The sequence below is a fragment of the Pirellulales bacterium genome, assembly GCA_035499655.1.
In the GTDB taxonomy this organism is placed as follows: domain Bacteria; phylum Planctomycetota; class Planctomycetia; order Pirellulales; family JADZDJ01; genus DATJYL01.
This window is the reverse complement of the sequence record DATJYL010000192.1, coordinates 1-21,223: the sequence shown is the minus strand read 5'-3', so window position 1 is coordinate 21,223 and position 21,223 is coordinate 1. Positions and strand designations below refer to the sequence as shown.

Here is a 21,223-nt window from a genome sequence, read left to right as displayed (position 1 = left end):
AGAAAAGCAGGGGTCAGGAGCCCGGGGTCAACGCAGGCGCAGTTGTTTCGCCCGCAGCCTGTTTCTGTTCTTGCAACAATCGATCGATTTGCCACAGCAGTTTGTCGAGACCCTGTCCCGTCACCGCGCTAACGGCCCACACCTCGCGCCCGATGTCGGCTGTAAGTTTGGCCCGCACATCTTCGGCGCCGGGGAGTTCGCACTTGGTGACGACTGCAATTTCGGGCCGTGTGCCCAACTCGGCCGAGTAATGCTCCAATTCGCTGCGGATGATGTGGTAATTGGCCAGTGGATCAGAACCGTCGATCGGCGTTGGTTCCACCAAATGCACCAAAATACCAGCCCGCTGTATGTGTCGCAAAAACTCGTGCCCCAAGCCCACTCCAGCGTGTGCGCCTTCGATCAGGCCGGGCAAATCGGCCAGCACGAAAGAATGATCGGGGGTGAAATAGACAATGCCCAGGTTCGGGTACTTGGTGGTGAACGGATAAGGGGCAATTTCAGGCTGAGCGCGGGAAAGCCGCGCCAACATTGTGCTTTTGCCGGCGTTGGGTTTGCCAACGAGACCCACATCGGCGATTACTTTCAATTCCAATATCAACCGGCGATGTTCTCCCTGATCGCCGGGAGTGCTTTCGCGCGGTGCGCGATTCGTGGCGGTTTTGAACGCTGCATTTCCTTTGCCCCCTTTTCCCCCGTGCGCGGCAATGACTTCTTGGCCGGGTTCCACCAGGTCCTTGAGCGCCAAACCAGAACCGGCATCGATCACCACCGTGCCCGGCGGCACCAACAGCACCAAATCTTCCGCGCTGCGGCCGTAGCAATCGCTCGATCCGCCGGGTTGGCCATGTTCGGCGCGCCAATGTTTGCGATGCGCAAGGGCCGCCAAACTATCAACGCCCGGTTGAGCACGCAGCACAACGCTGCCGCCGTGGCCCCCATCGCCGCCATCGGGACCGCCGCGGGGAATAAATTTTTCGCGGCGGAAACTAACCGCGCCGTTTCCGCCGTTTCCTGCAGCGACATCAATTTCTACACGATCGACAAACATGGGCGTCCGGTGGCTTGTTTAGAGTGTGTATGACTGCGTGAGTGATTGGTTATGCGGCTGGCGAGTAAACCATGGTGTAGTTATAGTCGAGAGAACTGCCGGCGTCTGCCCACCGTGTTTAGTTGTTTGCCTCGCTCCATCTCGCCTTCTGCCACTACCCTTACGATGCCTTGCAATCGGTTCATACTTTTTGCTAGCACATTGTTAATTCTATGGGGTTGCGGAGAACAGGCCTCGACAACGTCCGCTCCAAACTCGGTCGTCGATCGGCTGCGTGATTTGCAAACCGCAGCCATACAAACGGACACGGCTGACTGGGGTTATTGGGGCTCGCTGCCTTCAAAATATACAGGCTGGACTACCCACTCCAACCGGCTGATTCCGGTCTACACGTTTGGCATGGACCTCAGTTCTGTGAAGGACGAACACAGTCTCTACCGCAGCGCCGACCACTTACTGCAATTGTACGGTTATTTGCCGGCCGCCACGCTGAATCCGCACGCCGATTATTTCGACGAAACCGACATATACCATCTGCAACAAACCGCCGTGGCAGCCGGCAAGCGGCGTGTCATTCTATTCATTTTTGACGGCATGGATTGGTTCAATACCTGGGCCGCGGCCTGTTACAAAAGCGGAGCGGTGCGCTACCACGAAGGCCGCGGCACCGGATTGCACTTCCAAGATTACCGCGGCGCGCTAACCGATTTCGGTTACATGGTCACCAGCCCGCAGAACGACGGCACCAAGACCGACGTGAATGCCCAAACCGTCACCAACATCGGCGGAAAAATGCAGGGCGGGTACGATTGGAAACTGGCGGGCGAAACGCCCTGGGCCGTGCCAATCGATCCGGAATATCCGATCGCCAAAAGCCGCGAACTGCCGCAGGCATATACCGATTCGGCGGCCTCGGCCACGTCGATGAACTCCGGAATCAAAACTTACAACGACGCCATCAATGTCGATTCCGAAGGTCATCCCGTGGAAACCATCGCCCAGCAATTGCAGCGCCGCGGCTGGAGCGTGGGCGCGGTGACCAGCGTTTCCATCAGCGACGCCACACCGGCGGCCACGTATGCCAATAATGTGTGGCGCGACGATTACCAGGATATTTCCCGCGACCTGGTGGGTTTGCGATCGATTTCACACCGCGATCATCCACTGCCCGGTTTAGATGTCGTCATTGGCACCGGCTGGGGTGAAACCACAACCGCGGAATCGCAAAAGAAAGATATCGAGCAGCAGGGCGAAAACTTTGTGCCCGGCAATCGCTACATCACCGCCGACGATTTGGCCGCCATTGATGTAGCCCACGGCGGAAAATATCAAGTCGTCCAGCGCGCGCCGGGCGTGAACGGGCCACAGGCGTTGTCTGCAGCGGCGGCTGAAGCGGCGACTCATCACCAGCGGTTGTTGGGTTTGTTCGGCGCCGGGGATCGCAGTCACTTGCCTTATCGCACCGCAGACGGCAATTACCATCCAACGCTGGGAGTCAAAAAAACAGCGGAGGGGTACTCAGCCGCCGACATCCAGGAAAATCCGCGCCTGCCCGATATTGCCATAGCCGCCTTGGAAGTGCTGTCGCAAAACTCGCGTGGCTTTTGGCTGATGATTGAAGCCGGCGACGTCGATTGGGCCAACCATGACGACAACATCGACAACTCCATCGGCGCTGTGCTGGATGGCGACGATGCCGTCTGGGCGGTGATGCAATGGATCGAATCACACGGCGGATGGGACAACACCGTGCTGATTGTGACCGCGGATCACGGGCATTATTTCCATCTTACCCGGCCGGAAGCGATGGCCGAGGCGGGAAAGAAGTGATTTGCCTTCAGGCGGAAGTGCTGCGAGCAGAAGCGTTGAGCAGAGAGTCGCCTGGCATTATTTCAGCGATTTTAGCCACTCCGTGAGCACCCAGCCGACTTTCGCCAGCGACAGCGGCGAGCAGTGCGCCGGATCATCGTCTTGCGTGTGCCACTGAGGGTAACTGGTCTGGGGGCCGAAATCGCAAATGATGTCGCAGGCTGGAATGCCCCCCAGGTCGTGCAACATTACGTGGTCATCGGTGATATCGCCCATCACCTGTGGAATAAACTCTCTCACTTTCAACCGCGCCGCGGTGTCCCAAATACCGCTGGTGATTGGGTTGCTGTCGGCCCACGCTACGCTGTGTCCTTCCTTGGGCAATCGCAAGTTTATGCCTCCCACCATATCCAACAGCACGGCCGCTCGATACTTGTACGGCGGCGGATCAGCCGCATACATCCGCGCAAAATACTCCGACCCCACGCAAAAGTTCCCGGTATTGACGCCCGAGGTCAAATCCCAATACGTCAAATCTTCCGCGTCTAGCAAGACAAAATCGACGCCATACGGGCCGGAAAACTTCGGCATGGCTTTGCCCAATTCCATCAAAACGGCCACGCCGCTGGCTCCGTCGTTGGCGCCGACGAAACGGCCGCGCGGATTGCGGCGATCGTGATCCGGAAATGGCCGCGTGTCGTAATGTGCGCACAACAGCACGCGCTCCTTCCGATCCGGATGCCATTGAATAATCAAATTCGTCATCGGCAGCGCTGCGCCGCTTAGCGGATCTCGGCCCCGAAATTCCTGTTTAATGACTGTGGCGCCCAGTTTTTGGAAGTAATCGATCAGCAGCTTTTGCTGCGCAAGCATGGCCTGCGATCCGGGCGGTCGCGGACCCAAATCGCAAAGCTGCTTGAGATACTCGTAAGCCTGGGCGCCGTCGAACGGAATGTTTTCCAGCTTGATGTCGTTGGGCGCCGCAGTGGCCCGGCCCAAAGTTTCGGCAAACAAAATGTAGCCCGCCACCCCGGCGCCAACGATCAATACACAGGCCAGAAATACCGATTGGCCCGAAACATTCGCGCCGAAGATCACCCGCTTGGCGCGGGGGGATCGGTTGTCTGTAGATCGACGTTCGGGGAGCATATTTTCATTCTACGAAGCCGATCCGCGCGGTGAAAGAGACAATTATTATCGCATTCAACAAGTAGAATTGCCGTTTGGTTCTGCCATCTGCCAGTTTGCCAGCCGGCTGCGATTGCTCTTGTGAAAACGAGCCCGGCTTATCTACAATCCCCAACCCGTTACGGTTTGATTTCAATCAATCCCTTGGCAGTTCACCGATTTCCTCGCATTGCCATGCTCGATGTGAACCAAATCACGAGCCTGCATCAAAACACCACAAAACTGTGGCACGAGCAAGCCGTTGCAAATCCGCACCACGATTTTCTGTACGTGGTTTGCGAGCAGCATAAATTCAATTTTCTGTTGTGGCACGAGGAAGATATTGCCCGTAGCCCGGACGTGGGCGATGCGCAGATCGCCGCGGTCAAGCGCGCTATCGATCGTTACAACCAACAGCGCAACGATGCGATCGAAAAAATCGACGAGTATCTGATGCACGATTTAGCATCTCATGGCGTAGTGCCTGCCGACGCCGCTCGGCAAAATACCGAAACGCCGGGCCAGGCCATTGACCGCTTGTCGATTTTAACACTGCGCATTTATCACATGCAGGAACAGTTGGAGCGCCACGATGTCGATGCGGGGCATGTGGCCAAAGTGTGTGACAGGCTGGAGATTCTGTATGCACAGTATGATGATTTATCGACGGCGCTGGCCGAATTGCTGGAAGACATCTTTGCCGGGCGCAAACGGTTCAAGCTCTACCGGCAAATCAAAATGTACAACGATCCGACGTTGAATCCGTATCTCTACAAGTTCGGCTTACAAAAAGCCGGCTAAACGATCTCTTCCGCAATCCGGCCAAGAGGCTTCATGATAAGCCTGCACAGCCGAAGGATACGCGGCTTTTTCGTACTCACGCCACGCGCCGGAATGGCCGTAACCGTTTGAAAAATGCCGACACCGCATGGCGTCGGCTGGAGGCATTGGCAGCGGCTTCGTCGACCACCCAGTTCAATTGCAACACGCGCCGCTGCCCGTCAAACGATTTGTGTCCGTGCCAAGCGTTTGGCCCATTGCGGAAGCACAGCAGGGTTCCCTGTTCCGGCGGCACTTCGGCAAAGTAGTTTTCGATATCGTGTTCGTCCCTGAGCAACCGTAGACGCCCGCCGGGCGCTTCCCAGGGTGCGTTGAGGTACAACAGCACCGTGATCAGTTTGGTTTTGCTGTCGACATGAATTTTGCCGTCTTTCGCTCGGCAATAGCCCCGCACCGTAAGCGTGGCCGGCCGGCCCAGCAGGTCCATCTTAAATTTTTCCGCAAAGGCGGCCCGCATGGCCGGTCCCAGCAGTTCTTGCGACAGCATTTCGAACGCGGGGCCGTAGGTCAGCGTCGATAGCGGAAAACTGCCTCCTTGCGTGATGGCGGGATAATCAGCCTGAATGCGATCGAGTGGCTCCGGCTTGATAAATCGCGGCACAATGCAATAGTCGAATGGTTTGCGCACCAACGGAGTGCGCCGAAAAGCATCAAGGTCGAGCATCGACATGGGGAATCCTTTCTGTGTCGATTGAAACAATCAACAAAATGTTCAAAGGCAAAAAATCGTCAAGTTGCGGTTTTCATGCGAATTGTCGCGGAGAATTTTCACCAACAGCATCTTATGCTGCCTGCCCGCGCATCAATTCCTTAGGCCGCGACAAAATCGTATCGCAGGCTCCACAAACCTGATCAACTTGCACCAACCGCATGGCGCTGTTGTCGGCTAGGCGGCGCTCTTTCCGGCTCCCGTCGTGATAGCGCTCCTGCAGGGCGATATTTTGCGGGCCGTACGGTCCACAATCTTCAGGGCGCGTGGCTCCGTAAATTCCCACGCTGGGCGTGCCGACAGCCACGGCCATGTGGAGCGGCCCGGTATCGGAGCCGATAAAAATCCGCGCCGCTCGGCAGATCGCCGCCAATTCGGGCAAACTGGTTTTTCGAGCCAGCCTGGCATGCCCATCGGAATGCGCGACAATTTCGCGCGCCCAATTCAATTCGTTCTCGCCGCCCCAAACCACCAGGGATGGCAAACCGTGCCGCCGCCCTAAATGACAGGCCACTTCCCCAAACCGCTCCATCACCCATAATTTCGAATTCCAAGTGGCTCCCGGATTGATGAGGGCAAATCCGCGGTCCAGACCCATTTCTCGCAAGTAGCCGTTGGCCGATTCCATTGCCGCCGCCGCAACAGGCAACTGAAATTCGACTTGCGGCGAGTGAATTCCCAGCGGCGCAAGCAATTCCAACGAGCGATCGGTCAAATGCGGACTGCTGGGCTCGATCAAATGATTATTCAACAGCGGACTGAGCTCGCAGCCATACTTTCCTTTGCAGCCAATCCGCAATTTCGCCCCCGACAACCAAGCCGCCAGCGCCGTTTTGGTGATGCTTTGGCAATCGACGGCGACCTCAATCCGTAGCGGTTTTAATCGCTGCCTTAGCAGCCACCATTGTTTGGGCGAAACAAACCAACCGCGCTTTAGCACGATTACTTCGTCCAGGCAGGCATGCCCCATCACCATCGGCGAGGCCCCCCGTTCCACCGCCCACGCGATGTAGGCGCGGGGGTATTGCCGCCGCAATGCGCAAGCCACGGGCAACGTCAAAATCGTATCGCCGATGGCGCTCATCCGGCAAATCAAAATGCGCGGCGTTTCAACAGAGAGCACAACGCTTTCTCCAGTGTTGGGGGCGGCATTGTAAAGCATGCCAGCAAGCATGGTCCAGTCCAAACAACGCTGCCAGCATGCCGTGGAATCCGTCCCAGATACGCTGCATTACAACAGGAAGATTTCACCCGTGATTAGTGCCTGGTAAAAATGACACGAGCGTTTCAAACTTCGTCGTGGCTACGCATTTCTTTACGCGGCCTTTACCCGCCGTTCCCGTTCTCGCTCCAAAATGGTGTCAATTCCGTCGGGAACCCACGACTGACGAGTAAAAAATAACTTGCGAAACCGTCGCCGATTACGGCGAATCTGCTCGTGGTTGGGATTCCCGCGATGCCCTTGATGCAGTTGGACTAAAGAAAACTTCAACCAGCGAGATTTCACTCCGGCGTTGGACAAACGCATGCCAAACTCACGGTCATCGCTCCCGTAACCAAACGTTTCGTCAAAGCCATTCACCTTGAGAATATCTTCTCGCCACGCGGATGCATTCGAGCCGTTCAGCATCCGGTAACGATACGTCAGCAGGTTGAATAAGCCGTTCCATCGGGAACGCTGCAAACGGTAACGCGATTTCCAAAGTTTAGGATCAAGCGCGGCGAGAAATTCGATATCAAAAACGCGATTGGTGCGAATGTCGTAATCCGTTATCTGGGCATGCACGTGCGGGTCCAGGTTGACCTTCGAACCCGAAATGTAGCAATTCGCTCTGCGATGCGACAAATGGGCTTCCACAAAATCGGCCCGCGGGATGCAATCGCCATCGATGAAAATGCAATAATCGGCCTCGATTTGCGCCAGCGCAAGATTTAACACCCGCGGCCTTCGCCAACCGAGGTCTGGTTGCCAAATATGTTGTATTCCAAGGCCCGCGAATTCTCTTTTCTGGAGCAGCATGGCCGTTTCCGGCCCCGATCCGTCATCGGCCACGACCAATTGAAAATTGCGCACCGTCTGTGCCAAAAAGCCCAACAAGCACTTCCGCAGCGATTGCGGTTGGTTGTAAGTAGAAATGATGACGGTGGTGCTATATATCATGATCGATTGCATGCTAAGCAGCGCGACGTAAGTGCGGAGCTGAATTTGTTTGCATCAGCCGGCCAGCATCGAATCGCGGGCGGATTAAAAACACAGTCGCCACGCCGAACCAAATGGTGGCTCCTACTCCCAACACGCCAAGCCGGCCGGCCCATTCCAGCAGCAAATAGTGAGTCCAGATCACCGCGCAAGCGCTCGCCGATAAAGCCATCGCCGATCGCGCATATCCCATCCGCCAGCAATACAGCGGCAACAGCCAGGCGGCTGGCAACCAAAGCACGTAGTAATGCCCGCGAAACACCGGCGAGATCGTAGACATCAGCAAACAACCCAACGAAAAGACCACTGCCGTCGAAAAACCTCTCCCCTCTCGGGCTGCTTGCCACCCGGCGGCCAAGAGCAGCAGCAGCATACACAACTGGATGAATCGCACCGTCCATTGTGCCCCAGGGCTGTCCATGGGCATGGTCACCTTGCTGCCGGCTAATGCTTCGACCAATTGGTCATCTTGCGTTCCGCCGAACACATGCGCAGCCCAATTTCCCACTCGGTATATCGCATTGCTAAGGCTTTGATTTCGCATCGCATGCATGCCGAAATCATCGTCAAATTTTCCTTCTTGATCGGGCGAGATGTTGGCAATCCAGGTCCTTAATAGCTGCACGTTCTTGGCAGGTCCAACAACTAGGCTTGGAATGATCAAAAAAAACATCAACAGGCCGCCGACCGTTCCCAGCGCAATGCCCAGTGCACGCATCCTCGCAGCGGCCGCTTCATGGTGACGCACAGCCACGGCCAGAAGTTGCAAACAAATAATCCCAACAGGCAACGCAGGGATAACTTTAACGGTCACCGGCAGGGCCAAAATGATGCCCGCAACCATCGCGCCGTGGACAGTTCGGCTAGTCAACACGCAGCGCAGCCCCAGCAGCAGAAAATACGTTACCAGGATGCCCAATTGACCGCGTTGTAAGCAATTCAATACCGGCAATAACACCGTTGCCGCCGCCAGCCAATAAAAATAGTTAGGAAGCGAAGCCAAGCGGTTGGGGCCTGGCGAATCCGTCGTCGCCACTTTACCGATTTGCAAATCCTCGGCGGCGCACAACGATTGCCAAATGCGGCGGCACTCTGTATAACAACCCCACAGCATCACAAGACTCATGGCGTACCAAATGACCCCTTGCCATTGAGTGTCCAGCGCCGAGAGCGGCGCGACTAAAATCGCCAACAGCGGCGGCAGATGGTAATGCCAACCCCGCAAGTTGCTGACTGCGTACGGATCCCGGCCGTCAAACATTGCGGCCCCCGCCACGGTGTTCACGGTTAAGTCGGTCCGATGGGCCAATGGATTGTTCAAATCGGTCCGGGCCCGAGAACGCACATCGGTCAGTCCCCAAACTGTAAGCGCGACGAGCAAAATCGCCATCCAGACCGATCGTCGGTTCAAGCGTGGCACCATAAGCGCGCTGCGCCGCATGGAATAGTGATGATGGAAGAGGGGGCACACTATACGAGTGCCGCGCGTTGGCCGCAATGGCATCACCCCGCAAACAAGTGGCCGCCGCCATGCTAGCACGCCGCCCGATCCTAATGCGCGCGAAATCAGGTTTTCCGCCGCAGTCTAACGGGCTATGTTAGCCAGAACAAAATCAGGTCGAGCGATTGCCGGAAACGGCTGCTTCCTCGTTTGTTCAATTCAAGCATTTGAAAATTACGGAAACAATCAATGCCCATCGCCACCAAAATAGCGTTCGTGGCATGCGTCATGGCGCTGCCTGTGGTCCCAGGCCTGGCGGACGACGTCGCTCCGCGGCAGGGACAAATTCATTTCGAACCAGTCCCCGACGAAGCCCACGCCGTCCCAGAGCCGTTTCGGCTGGCCGCGCAAACGTTTTCCTTCGAACAAACAGCGCTGCCGAAATGGTCCGACGACGTGGCCATTTCCACCGTGACCTTTCCTTCCCCCGTGGTCACTCCGGAGCCCAATAATAACACCGTGCATTGCGAATACTTCCGCCCCGCCAAGGCTGGAAAATATCCAGCCTGCGTCGTGTTGCACATTATGGGAGGCGATTTTCCATTGGCCCGTTTGTTTGCCAACAATCTGGCTCAACACGGTGTGGCGGCTTTGTTTGTACACATGCCTTATTACGGTGAACGTCGGCAGCCGAATTCCAAAGCCCGGATGATCTCTACCGATCCGCAAGAAACCGTGCGCGGCATGATTCAGGCCGTGAAAGATATTCGCTTTGCCGCCGCTTGGTTGGCGGCCCAGGACGAAGTCGATCCGCAGCAGTTGGGCATCTTCGGAATCAGTCTGGGAGGCATTACGGCCTCGTTGGCCGCGGCGGCCGAACCCCGGTTCGTGAAAGTTTGTCCGGTGCTTGCCGGCGGCGATTTAAGCCTTGTGCTGCGCGATTCGCAGGAAAAACATTTGGCAGCCGCCAAACAACACTGGCTTGCACACGGGCATTCGCTCGACGAGTTGACCGAACTGATGAAGACGGTCGATCCCTGCTCGTATGCAGCGTACCTCAGCGGTCGAAAAGTGCTGATGTTCAACGCCTTGCACGACGAAGTCATTCCTCGTCCCTGCACCGACAGCCTCTGGGAAGCGTTCGGCCGGCCGAACATCGAGTGGTACGATTGCGGGCATTACACGGCGATATTGCACGTGCTCGATGCACTTGACAAAACCGCGACGTTTTTCAGCCAGGGCGAAAAGAGCGCGGCCGAAAACCATAGTTCGGCCGGAAAACACGCCCAAAGTCCCGTGCGGAACAAAACCTTTCTCATGCAAGGCAGCCAAAAACTTAGCGATTGCCCCCGGCGTTCGGCAATGGAGTTTGCACATTCCGCGGTCTAGAGTTGCCGTGAAAGATGACCGGCAAATCCGATTGCCATTGTCCCAGTCTCACCTTTTTAGTCAGTACTTCGTTATCACGACGGACCTGCAAATCGATTTGGTCGCCCCCTTTTTTGTTCGAAACCAGCGAGGTGAATTCTTCAAAGTTATGCACGGGCTGGCCGTCGAAAGTGGTGATTTCATCTCCCACTTGAATGCCGGCCGCCGCCGCCGCCGAGTCCTCTCGAACTTCGCTGATTAGGCAGCTTGTCATTCCTGGCAAGCCCCCCACTCCCAAAAATGCTCCATTGCGCCGATCAACCACCGCATCGGGCAGGGCGGTCGCCAATTTCTGCGCCGCGTCGGCTGAAATGCCCGTGCCGAACAAATCGATTTCTGTCGCCTGAGATAATCCGGCAATGGTCGACAATTCGTCGTCGTCCAGCGAACGATTGATCACGCGCAGCCACGCCAAATTGGGAACATCTTTCAGCAGACGAAGATCGCTCTTTTTTCCCTTCCAATGATCGTCCAGGGTCACCTGCAAGTCGCCCGGCTCAAGATTGAGTTGATCGCTCGTCACAGTTGCCCCCAAGTTTCGCAAAGTCGCCAAGGCCTTGTCTTGCAGTGTCAGGTGATAAACTGTCAAGGCGTCCGTTGCCAAATCGGCGGCCGGCTTGGACGGGTCGGAGGCCAATTTCTGCAGTGCGTCGGCCGCTTCGTCCTCGGTGGCTTGATCGTCCTGCTGCAACAAGGTTTGCAAAACCCGCACCGCCCGATAGGAAATTTCTAAATCGTCCCCTCGCGCGGCCTTGGTTAGTGGCTCGATTGCGGGCCGCCCGGCCGCGACCAATTGCCTAACGGCTTCCTCGCGGGTACGGAAATCGGACGAGCCCAGGCGAACAATCGATTGGTCGATATCGACGCCGCCTGGCTGCTTACCGCTGTCCGCTTTTTGCAAGACTGCACTGGCCGCTTGCGCATTTGCCGCAGAGGCCGAAACGGGCGTGGCCGAAGTCTTGTCGGCTTCTTCCGCCTGCACCGATTGGACCATTGCAAGCACGATCAGCGCGGCCACACCGGCACAGTTGGGAACCATGCGCTTGCTAAAATATCGAGTTGCCAACTGGAAGATTAACATCTCGGCTATTATAGCACATTGAGCCCAAGTCAAGGCAGCCGTTTCTTAAGCCGCTTGATGCACGTTAAAATCATCCACCATCTATTCTTGGGTGTTTACTGCGGCAGATTTTGCCGGCGCGACGAATGTTTTTGGCGTCAGTTCGCGAATCCAGATATTGCGAAAACGGACCGGGTTGCCGTGGTTCTGCAGCGCGACCGGCGCTTTGGTGGGATGAGCTTCGTAAGTGGGCGGATGATCCCACGACGTGGAGCCCTGAATTTCAGTATGATTTTGCACCAGGACGCCATTTTGCAAAACCGTAATGTATGCCGGCTTGGCGACCTTTCCTTTTTCATCGAACCACGGCGCTTCGAATATGATGTCGTAGGTTTGCCACTCGCCCGGCTTGCGGCAAGCATTCACCAGAGGAGGAGATTGTTTATAAATTGCGGCGCACTGACCGTCGTAATAGGTTTTGTTGTCGTACGAATCGAGTACTTGCACTTCGTACCGGCTCATCAAAAACACGCCGCTATTGCCGCGCCCTTGGCCTGAGCCTTTGACCACGTCGGGCTCGGCCCATTCCACGTGCAGTTGACAATCGCCGAACGATTGCTTGGTCGTAGCATCGGCTTGTTTTTCCGGCGACTTGGGATTCACCGTCACCACGCCGTCTTTAACTTCCCAATCGTCCGCGCCATTCCAGGCTGACATATCTTTACCGTCGAAAAGCACAATGGCGTCCGATGGCGGTCCGCCGGGTGGCCCGGGATCGACCAGCAACGGCTCGGGATAAATTTTTCCCGATTTCCATTCCGCCGCCAGTACGGCCAAGCTTCCCAGGCCCAAGGCGAACAACAGTAGCATCAAGCAACGGAAGGTGCGAGTAAATAAAAAACAGTGTCTCATCGGATGGTCCAAAGTGTGGCTGGAAACATGACCAGGACGCTCAAACTCCCTATCTTTCTTAATTCGCGGAGCACCCCCGTGCAACTATGCGATGCAAGAAATCTGGGGAACAGTGCGAATAAACCGCCGTCACCTCCGCGCCGGGACGGCAAAATCCTAGAATGCGCTCTGAATTTACCTGAATCAGGCCGATTTGCAGCAGATTGCCTTTCACGCTGCGGCCGCCAGCCGCTTCCTTATTGAGGAGATTTGCCATGTCTTCTATGTTGCCTCCCTCGCATTCTGATGGCTCATCCAATGGCGATAAACCACTGCGCGTCGTTTTGCAGGAACAGGGAGGGTGGGGGCGCTGGGGACGACGGCTGCCCTGGATCGTGGCCATTTTGGCCTTCGGCTTTGCCCTCAGTTATCGCGCCGCCTACGACCAATACCTCCAGAAAAACCCGCGCCTGGAAGAACGTTATGTCTCTCACTCGGAAACCGCGCAACAAAAAGTGGCCATCATCACCATCGAAGGCGCCATCATGCACACCGATGGTTTCGCCAAATGGCAAATTGACCAGGTTGCCAAAGACCCGGACGTCAAAGCCGTGGTCGTGCGTGTCGATTCTCCCGGCGGCACCGTCACCGGCAGCGATTATTTATTTCACCATCTGAAAATGCTGCGCGAGGGCGACAGCACCGGGGGTCGCAAAATTCCCCTCGTCGTCAGCATGGGAGGCATCGCGGCCAGCGGCGGATATTATTTGTCCATGGCCGCCGGCGATGTGCCCGACACCATTTTTGCCGAGCGCACTACCTGGACCGGATCGATCGGCGTTATCATTCCGCACTTCACCATCGCCGATTTGCTGGAAAGCTGGAAAATCCAGGACGATTCGGTCGTCAGCGGGCCGTACAAAGAGTTGGGCAGCCCTACGCAAAAATTATCGCCGGAAATGGCCAAAAAGGAACGCGCCATTTTGCAGGGCCTCGTTGATCAGACTTTTGATCAATTCAAAGAGGTCGTCGCTGAAGCCCGCCCGCAATTGGCCAACAATAAACAGAACTTCGCCACGGCTACCACCGGGCAAGTTTTCACCGCCAAGCAGGCGCTTGATTTGGGCTTGGTCGACAAGCTTGGTTTCATCGAAGAGGCCGTGGACCGCGCCATTGAACTGGCAAACCTCGATCCGCGACGAGTGCGGGTCGTCAAATACGAGCGGCCTACAGGCTTTCTGAACTCCGTGTTGCTCGGCTCCGATGCCGCTGCGGGCACTGCGCCTGCGGCCCAACTCGATTTATCGACCCTGGCCGACTTAGCCACGCCGCGTGCCTACATGCTGTTCACCTGGCTGCCCGCGCTGGTAGTGAATCAATCGAACTGAAACTGGCGTAAACGCTCCCCCATTGACTTGCCACTCAAGCTGCCGCTTCGCCCGATTTTTCGGGCAGCTTGTCCAGAATTTCCGATAGCACGTGATCTGTGTCGATCCCCTCGGCTTGGGCTTCAAAATTCGCAATCACCCGGTGCCGCAGCGCCGGCAAATACACGCGCCGCACGTCTTCAAAGCTCACGTTGTAGCGCCCTTCCAAAAGCGCCCGCACTTTCGCCGCCAAAGCCAATGCTTGCGCGGCACGAGGGCTAGCGCCCCAGCGCAAATACTGGTTCGTGATGGGCAAAGCAAATGCCCCTTCCGGATGCGTGGCCAACGTCAGCCGCACAATATAATCCTGCACGTGCTTGGCCAAAATCACTTCCCGCACCAATTGTTGCCAGTTCAATATCTCCGGCCCGTCCATCACTTTCTGCGGCTCGATATTTTCTCCCCGTGTTGTGCGGTCAATGATGGTTGCCAATTCCTCACGGCTGGAGTAGCCCACCATTAACTTGAAAAAGAACCGGTCCAACTGCGCTTCCGGCAGCGGGTAAGTTCCCTCCTGTTCAATCGGGTTTTGCGTGGCCAGCACGAAAAACGGCCGCTGGAGCGGGTAAACCTTCCCGGCCACGGTGACGGAAAACTCTTGCATCGTTTCCAACATTGCCGATTGCGTTTTCGGCGTGGCCCGGTTGATTTCGTCCGCCAAGCACAACTGCGTGAAAATCGCTCCCCGCTGGAACTCGAAAAACCGTTTCCCATCGGGCGATTCCATCACCATATTCGTGCCGATAATGTCCGCCGGCATTAAATCGGGCGTGAACTGAATTCGCGAAAAATGCAAATCCAACGTCTTGGCCAGCGTCCGCACCAACAGCGTTTTGCCCAATCCCGGCACTCCCTCCAACAAACAATGCCCGCCCACCAACAGGCACGTCAGCACGCCGTGGACAATCTCGTCGTGACCGACGATCACCCGGCCAATCTGCTCTCGCACCGCTTGATAACGGGTCCGAAATTCTTCGGCCCGCTGCTGCATTGGTTCGGCGATGGACATAGAACCGTGGGGGGTTAGAACCGAAAAGTCCAGTGCCATTTTGTCTGCCCGCCATAGAGCATGCAACTACCCACCGTCTCTGTACGCGCCCCAATTTCCCAAGTACGCTAAGTAGTTTGGGAAACTGCCGAAATTTTCTTCCAGGGCAATCAGGGCGTATGGAGCCTTCCAGATCCAATTCCGTCGCGGCCAACGGCGAATTCATCCGTATCCGCGGCGCACGGGTCCACAATCTGCAAAATATCGATGTCGATCTTCCCCGCGACCGTCTCGTCGTCGTTACCGGGGTCAGCGGTTCCGGCAAAAGTTCCCTGGCGCTGGATACCATCTTCGCCGAAGGCCAGCGGCAATACATCGAAAGCCTGTCAACCTATGCGCGGCAATTTTTGCATCAAATGGAGCGCCCCGACGTCGATCTGATCGAAGGCTTGCAACCCACCATTTCCATCGACCAGCGCGCGGGCAGTGCCAACCCGCGCAGCACGGTCGCCACAGTCACAGAAATTTACGATCATCTCCGCCTGCTGCTGGCCCGCCTCGGCACGGCTTACTGTTACCAATGCGGCGCCCCCATCTGCCAGCAATCGCCCGAGGAAATTCAAGCGGAGTTGATGCACCTGCCCGCCGGCACCAAGCTGATGATTTTAGCCCCCATGGTCCGCGGCCGGCGGGGGCAGCACAAAGAAGTATTCGAGGCAATCCGCAAGGCCGGCTTCCAGCGGGCCCGCGTCGATGGCGAAGTGCTTGATGTCGGCGGCGAACCCCCCGAGCTGGAACCTCGAAAAAACCACACGATCGAAGCCGTTGTCGATCGCATTGTCATCCGCGAAGGCATCGACGACCGCCTGGCCGAATCGCTCAACCTGGCCGTCACGCACGGCGAAGGCGCCGTGCTCGTGGCCTGCCAGGTGCGCGATCCCGACCATCCCAATGCCGGCCATTGGCAGGACCGCCTGTTCAGCACGCTTTACGCCTGTCCCAACTGCAAAATCAATTACGAGGAGCTCGAACCCCGCACGTTCAGCTTCAACAGCCCCTACGGCGCCTGCCCTGTCTGCGAAGGATTGGGTTCGCGCGAAGAATTCGACCCTGAATTGATCTTCGGCGACGAGCAACTCTCGCTGGCCGACGGTTTGATACTCCCCTGGAAAAACGATACTCCCACCCAAGCCAAGCGGCATCAACAAGCGTTGGCCGAATTCTTGCAGGCCAACAATTTGAAAGGGGATACGCCATACGAAATGTGGAAACCTGCGGTGCGCGAAAAGTTTTTGCGCGGACAATCAAATAATGGTCACTCGTTCGATGGTCTACTGATTCTCCTGGAAAAGCAATTCGCCACGGCCACAAAAACCGCCGATCGGGAACGCCTCGCCACCTTTCGCGGGCAAGTCGTTTGCCAGGCCTGCGGCGGTGCGCGCCTGCGACCCGAAGCCCGCGCCGTCCACTTCGCCGGCCGCGCCATTCACGAAATCACGGCGCTCACCGTGCAACAGGCGCGTGACTTTTTCGAACCACTCAAATCAGAAATCGCTGCGGACGATCTTGCCATCTTCGAGCCGCTGGCTGCCGAAATCCAATCGCGCTTGGCGTTTCTCGATCAGGTTGGCCTCAATTACCTCACGCTTGATCGAGCTGCCGATACGCTCAGCGGCGGCGAATTACAGCGCGTTCGCCTGGCGACCGGCATTGGTTCCGGCTTGGTCGGAGTTTGTTATGTGCTCGATGAACCCTCCATCGGCCTGCACCCGCGCGATAACCAGCGGCTGATCGATGCGCTGCGCGATCTGCAATCGCAGGGCAACACCGTGCTGGTCGTCGAACACGATGCCGACATGATGCGTCAGGCCGACGATCTTCTCGATCTCGGCCCCGGCGCCGGCGCACACGGCGGCCGCATTGTGGCGCATGGCACACCTGCTGCCGTAGCCGACGACCCCAATTCACTCACGGGCCGTTACCTGTCCAGCGCGGTTTCCATTCCCGTGCCGCCTCAGCGCCGGCGCGCCGCCAAAACGCGCTCCATCACGCTTGAAGGCGTCACCACCAACAATCTGAAACAGGTCACCGCTCGTTTTCCGCTGGGCGTATTCGTATGCGTCACCGGCGTCAGCGGCTCCGGCAAAAGCTCCCTGGTGAACGAAACGCTGGCCCGCGCGCTGGTCCGCCGCCTAACAGGCGAGGGTCCCAAGCCCGGCCCGCACACCAGTCTGCGCGGCGTGAACCAAATCGACAAAATCATCGTGATCGATCAAGCCCCCATCGGCCGTTCGCCGCGCAGTAACCCCGCTACGTACTCCGGCATTTTCGACGAAGTGCGCAAAGTGTTCGCTTCCACGCCCCAATCCAAATCTCGCGGCTACACTGCCGGCCGTTTCAGCTTCAACATTCCTTCCGTTGGCAAATCGGGCGCGCCCGCCAAAGGTGGCCGCTGCGAGGAATGCCAAGGCTACGGCGTCAAAAAAATCGAAATGCAATTTCTGCCCGATCTGTTCGTCACCTGCCCGGTCTGCCAGGGCCAGCGCTTTAACCGCCAAACGCTGGAAGTGAAATTCAAGGGCCTGTCGATTGCCGACATGCTGGCGCTGCGCATCGACGAAGCTGCCGACGTTTTCGAAAACTTTCCGCTCATCGCCCGTCCGCTGCACAGCCTGCAAGAAGTCGGCCTGGGCTATCTCACGCTCGGCCAATCGGCCACCACGCTTTCTGGCGGCGAAGCCCAGCGCGTCAAACTTGCCGCCGAGCTGGCCCGCCAGCAAACCGGCAGCACGTTGTATTTGCTCGACGAACCGACCACCGGCCTCCACTTCGACGATGTCCGCAAACTGCTCGATGTGCTCCAGCGCCTGGTCGATTTGGGCAACACGGTCCTTGTGATCGAGCACAATTTAGACGTGATGAAATCCGCCGATTGGATCATCGATCTCGGCCCTGAAGGGGGCGCTGCCGGCGGGCAGATTATCGCCGAAGGCACGCCCGAAGAAATCGCCGCCGTGCCCGACAATGCCACCGGCTGCTTGCTCAAGCCGTTGCTTCATACATAAAGCCGGCGATGAAATCGCCGGGCCACCGTCGCTCGCGCTGCCAAACCTCAATCTTTACCCGCATTCTTAACGCTTAACTTCCGAACTCTTCGGCTGCAAAAACTTGGGCCGCGGAATGGTGCTCGTGGGCGTGGTTGAAGCCGCGCCATTCGATGCGGCGCTGTTGCTGGCCCCAAAAAATCCACCAATCGTCGCCACCACCGTTCGCTGCTCGTCCGCCGTCAGTTCCGGGAATATCGGCAGCGCCAAAGTTTCGCGCGCCGCTAGTTCCGTTTCCGGCAGGCTGCCCAACGGATAGCCCAGCGAGGCGAAGCATTTCTGCTCGTGCAGCGGCACCGGGTAGTAAATTTCCGTGCCGATTTTCGCCGCCGTCAGGTGCTTGCGCAAATCGTTTCGCCGCCCGTCGGGCACGCGGATGGTGTATTGGTTCCACACGTGCGTTGCGGCCCGGGCCGTAATCGGCAGTGTCAAAATTTTATCCAGCCCGTACTCGGAAAATAGCGCGTGATAGCGCTCCGCATTGCTTTGCCGTTGCCGGGCCCATTCGTCGAGGTGCGGCAGCTTCACGCCCAGCACCGCCGCCTGCAAGGTATCGAGGCGGCTGTTGATGCCCACGAGTTGATGATAATACCGTGGCTCCATACCGTGGCCGCGGAGCAATTTCAATTTAGCGGCCAGATCGTCACGATCGGTCGTCAGCAGGCCGCCGTCTCCCATGCCACCCAAATTTTTCGTCGGATAAAAACTGAAGCAGCCCATGTCGCCCAGCGTTCCGGCGCTGCGGCCGGCGTATTCGGCCCCGATCGCCTGGCAGGCGTCCTCGATAATCGGCACGCTGTGTTTCGCGGCCACGCGGCCAATTTCATCCATCGCGGCGCACTGCCCAAACAAATGCACTGGAATGATGGCCTTCGTCTGCGGCGAAATCAGCCGCTCAATTTTGGCCGGATCGATATTGAACGTTCCCGGCTCGATGTCGCAAAACACCGGCTCCGCTCCCAGCCGCCACACGGCGCTGGCCGTGGCGAAAAATGTGTAACTGGGGCAGATCACTTCGTCTCCTTCGCCAATGTGCAGGGCTATCAGCGCCAATAGCAACGCATCGCTCCCCGAGGCACACGTAATCGCATGCCGAGCGCCGGTGTAAGCCGCCACCGCTCGTTCCAACTCTTCGCATTCTGGGCCCAAAATATACCGGCCGCTATCGCAAACATGCGTTACCGCGGCCAACAGTTTTTCCCGCAGCGGTGCGTATTGCCGTTTGACATCGAGCAGCGGCACGGGCGTCGCAGTGGTCGAAGAAGCAGGCGAAGTGGAACCATTGGTAGAGCGATCCATGGACGAATCCTTTCATCCAAAAAAGCGATTAGCGATTAGCAACTAGCGGCAGCAAATAGCTCAAGACAAAATGAACTTACTCAGTTCTTGCCAGGATAATGCTAGTCGCTAGCCGCTGATCGCTTCATGCTAGCATCGGTCGACAAAAATGCGCGGGAAGGATAGAAAGCGTCCCCGCTGCGGTCAAGAGTGGCTTTTCGGGAAAGACGGGGCTTCTTCCAGGCTGGCCGACAGCAATTCCAGACGTTGAATTTCGCGAGTCATCACTTCCAGCGGTTCAACGTCGTCAATGGTGTCGCCCGACGGGGCTGCGCCGAGTTCATGAAACTTGCGGGCACTGGTCAGCACGCGCGATTCCAGCGTGCCGACGGTTTCGTTGTAGGTGTTGACGGAGGTTTGCAAACTTTTGCCTAGCCGACGCATGTGGTCGGCCACCTTGGCTAGTCGTTCGTACAGTTGCTTGCCCAAATCGCTGATTTCCTGCGCGTTTTGCGCGAGCTTTTCCTGTCGCCAACCCAGCGCAACCATCCGCAGCAGCGTAATCAACGTGACTGGCGTGGCAATCACGACATGTTGCTCCCAGCCGAGTTCGATTAGTTGCGGCGCATACTGTTGGGCCGCGCTGAAAAATGTTTCACCCGGCAGGAACAGCACCACAAAATCGGGCGAGTGCTCGAACTGATTCCAATATTCTTTCTTTTTTAGTTTGGAAACGTGATCGAGCACCAGCCGGGCATGGTCTTTCATCCGCGCTTGCCGGACATCTTCCTCCTGCGTGTCGAGGGCTTCCAGAAAGGCCGACAGCGGCGCTTTGGCATCGACAACGATTTTTCGATTGCCCGGCAGGCAGACAACCAAATCGGGCTGCAGGCGGCCGTCTTCGCTTTGCGTGCTGACTTGCTCGAAAAAGTCGCAATGATCGAGCATGCCGGCCAGTTCCACCACTCGCCGAAGTTGCATTTCGCCCCAGCGTCCACGAACCGTGGGCGAGCGCAAAGCGCTGACTAAATTGGCCGCTTCGGTCCGCAGCAACCGTTCCGATTCCTGTAGCGATTGCACCTGCGTCAGTAAGCCCGAGTAGGCTCCCTGGCGAGCAACTTCCAGGTCTTGCAGTTTTTTTTCGACGTTGGTGAGCGCGGTTTTGACAGGATTAACCAGTTCGCCAAGATTTCCTTTGGCGGCTTCCTGTTGCGTATTAAGTGCCGATGTAGCTAATGTGATGAATTGCTGATTATTGGCTTGCAGCGCTTCGGCTGCCAGCGATTGGAAAGCGTGCTTGAGTTTTTGCTCTTGTTCGCGTTCCTGTTGCAGCGTGGCTGCCAGCGCCGCCTTATCGCGCTCCAGCAGGGTGTTGGCGGTGCGGAGAGTGGTTAATTCGGTTTGCAGCTGCGTTTCGCGCTGTTGCAACGATTGTGCAATGCTTTGCTGGGCCGACAACCGTTCGGCAATGGCCGCGCCTTTGGCCCGCATTAGCGCCCACACCACGGCGGCGCCTACGGCGATTCCTACACCCAGCGCTGCGACCGTTACGAATCCGTTCATATCTGTCCACCATGACCGCTCAATAAAAATTACAATCTGCCGTCTAGTCTTTAGTCTTCAGCATGTACACCAGTTCATGCTCTGGCAATATCGCACAGAGTTTACAGTGATGCAAGCGGTTGCTTTCTAAGAGCCACCGGACAAAACTAGCTTTCATTAAGCCAAGTACGATAACAGATGATCGCTGCGGCAAGGGTGAGGAAGGCCTGATGGACGAGTGGGTTTCGGTCCCAGCGGATGCGGAGCCGTCGGAACTGATGCAACCAA

General features: G+C 57.1%; 16 protein-coding genes. 5 read left to right on the top strand and 11 right to left on the bottom strand.

Annotated elements, in window-relative coordinates; genetic code table 11:
* Positions 1-13: 13 nt before the first annotated feature.
* Positions 14-1,051 (bottom strand): GTPase ObgE, encoded by a 1,038-nt coding sequence (gene obgE / locus VMJ32_14090; protein ID HTQ40152.1) that lies wholly within the window; start codon positions 1,049-1,051, stop codon positions 14-16.
* Between the two features lie 201 nt (positions 1,052-1,252).
* Between obgE and VMJ32_14085 the strand changes: the two genes are divergently transcribed.
* Entirely contained in the window at positions 1,253-2,881 is a 1,629-nt protein-coding gene (locus VMJ32_14085; protein HTQ40151.1) for an alkaline phosphatase, read from the top strand.
* A 57-nt stretch (positions 2,882-2,938) separates the two neighbouring features.
* On the opposite strand, the gene VMJ32_14080 is transcribed toward VMJ32_14085, so the two are convergent.
* Positions 2,939-4,009: a M28 family peptidase gene (locus tag VMJ32_14080; GenBank protein HTQ40150.1), complete on the bottom strand. Its 1,071-nt coding sequence runs from the start codon at positions 4,007-4,009 to the stop codon at positions 2,939-2,941.
* A gap of 213 nt (positions 4,010-4,222) precedes the next feature.
* On the opposite strand from VMJ32_14080, the gene VMJ32_14075 reads away from it, so the two are divergent.
* Positions 4,223-4,828, top strand: a complete 606-nt coding sequence (locus tag VMJ32_14075; GenBank protein ID HTQ40149.1) for a DUF4254 domain-containing protein — start codon at positions 4,223-4,225, stop codon at positions 4,826-4,828.
* A gap of 76 nt (positions 4,829-4,904) precedes the next feature.
* Here VMJ32_14075 and VMJ32_14070 read toward each other — a convergent pair whose 3' ends face one another.
* The 4 genes from VMJ32_14070 to VMJ32_14055 form a co-directional block, all read right to left on the bottom strand.
* Complete coding sequence (locus VMJ32_14070) at positions 4,905-5,537, bottom strand: 2OG-Fe(II) oxygenase (GenBank protein HTQ40148.1); 633 nt, start codon at positions 5,535-5,537, stop codon at positions 4,905-4,907.
* 112 nt (positions 5,538-5,649) lie between these two features.
* A complete protein-coding gene (locus VMJ32_14065; protein ID HTQ40147.1) occupies positions 5,650-6,699 on the bottom strand; it encodes a glycosyltransferase family 9 protein in 1,050 nt (349 codons plus the stop codon).
* 192 nt (positions 6,700-6,891) lie between these two features.
* Positions 6,892-7,737, bottom strand: a complete 846-nt coding sequence (locus VMJ32_14060) for a glycosyltransferase (protein HTQ40146.1) — start codon at positions 7,735-7,737, stop codon at positions 6,892-6,894.
* Between the two features lie 13 nt (positions 7,738-7,750).
* Complete coding sequence (locus VMJ32_14055) at positions 7,751-9,199, bottom strand: glycosyltransferase family 87 protein (GenBank protein HTQ40145.1); 1,449 nt, start codon at positions 9,197-9,199, stop codon at positions 7,751-7,753.
* 267 nt (positions 9,200-9,466) lie between these two features.
* Here VMJ32_14055 and VMJ32_14050 point away from each other — a divergent pair, with 267 nt between their 5' ends.
* Complete coding sequence (locus VMJ32_14050; protein HTQ40144.1) at positions 9,467-10,606, top strand: alpha/beta hydrolase family protein; 1,140 nt, start codon at positions 9,467-9,469, stop codon at positions 10,604-10,606.
* On the opposite strand, the gene VMJ32_14045 is transcribed toward VMJ32_14050, so the two are convergent.
* Positions 10,554-11,726 (bottom strand): PDZ domain-containing protein, encoded by a 1,173-nt coding sequence (locus tag VMJ32_14045; GenBank protein ID HTQ40143.1) that lies wholly within the window; start codon positions 11,724-11,726, stop codon positions 10,554-10,556. The genes VMJ32_14050 and VMJ32_14045 overlap by 53 nt on opposite strands.
* 81 nt (positions 11,727-11,807) lie before the next feature.
* Positions 11,808-12,617 carry a DUF1080 domain-containing protein gene (locus VMJ32_14040; protein HTQ40142.1) on the bottom strand — a complete coding sequence of 270 codons (810 nt, stop codon included), beginning with the start codon at positions 12,615-12,617 and terminating at the stop codon, positions 11,808-11,810.
* A 254-nt stretch (positions 12,618-12,871) separates the two neighbouring features.
* Here VMJ32_14040 and sppA point away from each other — a divergent pair, with 254 nt between their 5' ends.
* Positions 12,872-13,984, top strand: coding sequence for a signal peptide peptidase SppA (gene sppA / locus VMJ32_14035; GenBank protein HTQ40141.1), 1,113 nt, complete (start codon positions 12,872-12,874; stop codon positions 13,982-13,984).
* Between the two features lie 34 nt (positions 13,985-14,018).
* Here the strand turns inward: sppA and VMJ32_14030 are convergent, their stop codons facing one another.
* Entirely contained in the window at positions 14,019-15,032 is a 1,014-nt protein-coding gene (locus VMJ32_14030) for a MoxR family ATPase (GenBank protein HTQ40140.1), read from the bottom strand.
* A gap of 158 nt (positions 15,033-15,190) precedes the next feature.
* Here VMJ32_14030 and uvrA point away from each other — a divergent pair, with 158 nt between their 5' ends.
* Positions 15,191-18,076, top strand: coding sequence for an excinuclease ABC subunit UvrA (gene uvrA, locus VMJ32_14025; GenBank protein ID HTQ40139.1), 2,886 nt, complete (start codon positions 15,191-15,193; stop codon positions 18,074-18,076).
* A gap of 66 nt (positions 18,077-18,142) precedes the next feature.
* On the opposite strand, the gene VMJ32_14020 is transcribed toward uvrA, so the two are convergent.
* Together VMJ32_14020 and rmuC are read right to left on the bottom strand one after the other, a co-directional pair.
* On the bottom strand, positions 18,143-19,414 hold the full coding sequence (locus VMJ32_14020) for a DegT/DnrJ/EryC1/StrS family aminotransferase (GenBank protein HTQ40138.1): 1,272 nt from the start codon (positions 19,412-19,414) through the stop codon (positions 18,143-18,145).
* Between the two features lie 183 nt (positions 19,415-19,597).
* Positions 19,598-20,956 carry a DNA recombination protein RmuC gene (rmuC, locus tag VMJ32_14015; protein HTQ40137.1) on the bottom strand — a complete coding sequence of 453 codons (1,359 nt, stop codon included), beginning with the start codon at positions 20,954-20,956 and terminating at the stop codon, positions 19,598-19,600.
* Between the last annotated feature and the right edge of the window lie 267 nt (positions 20,957-21,223).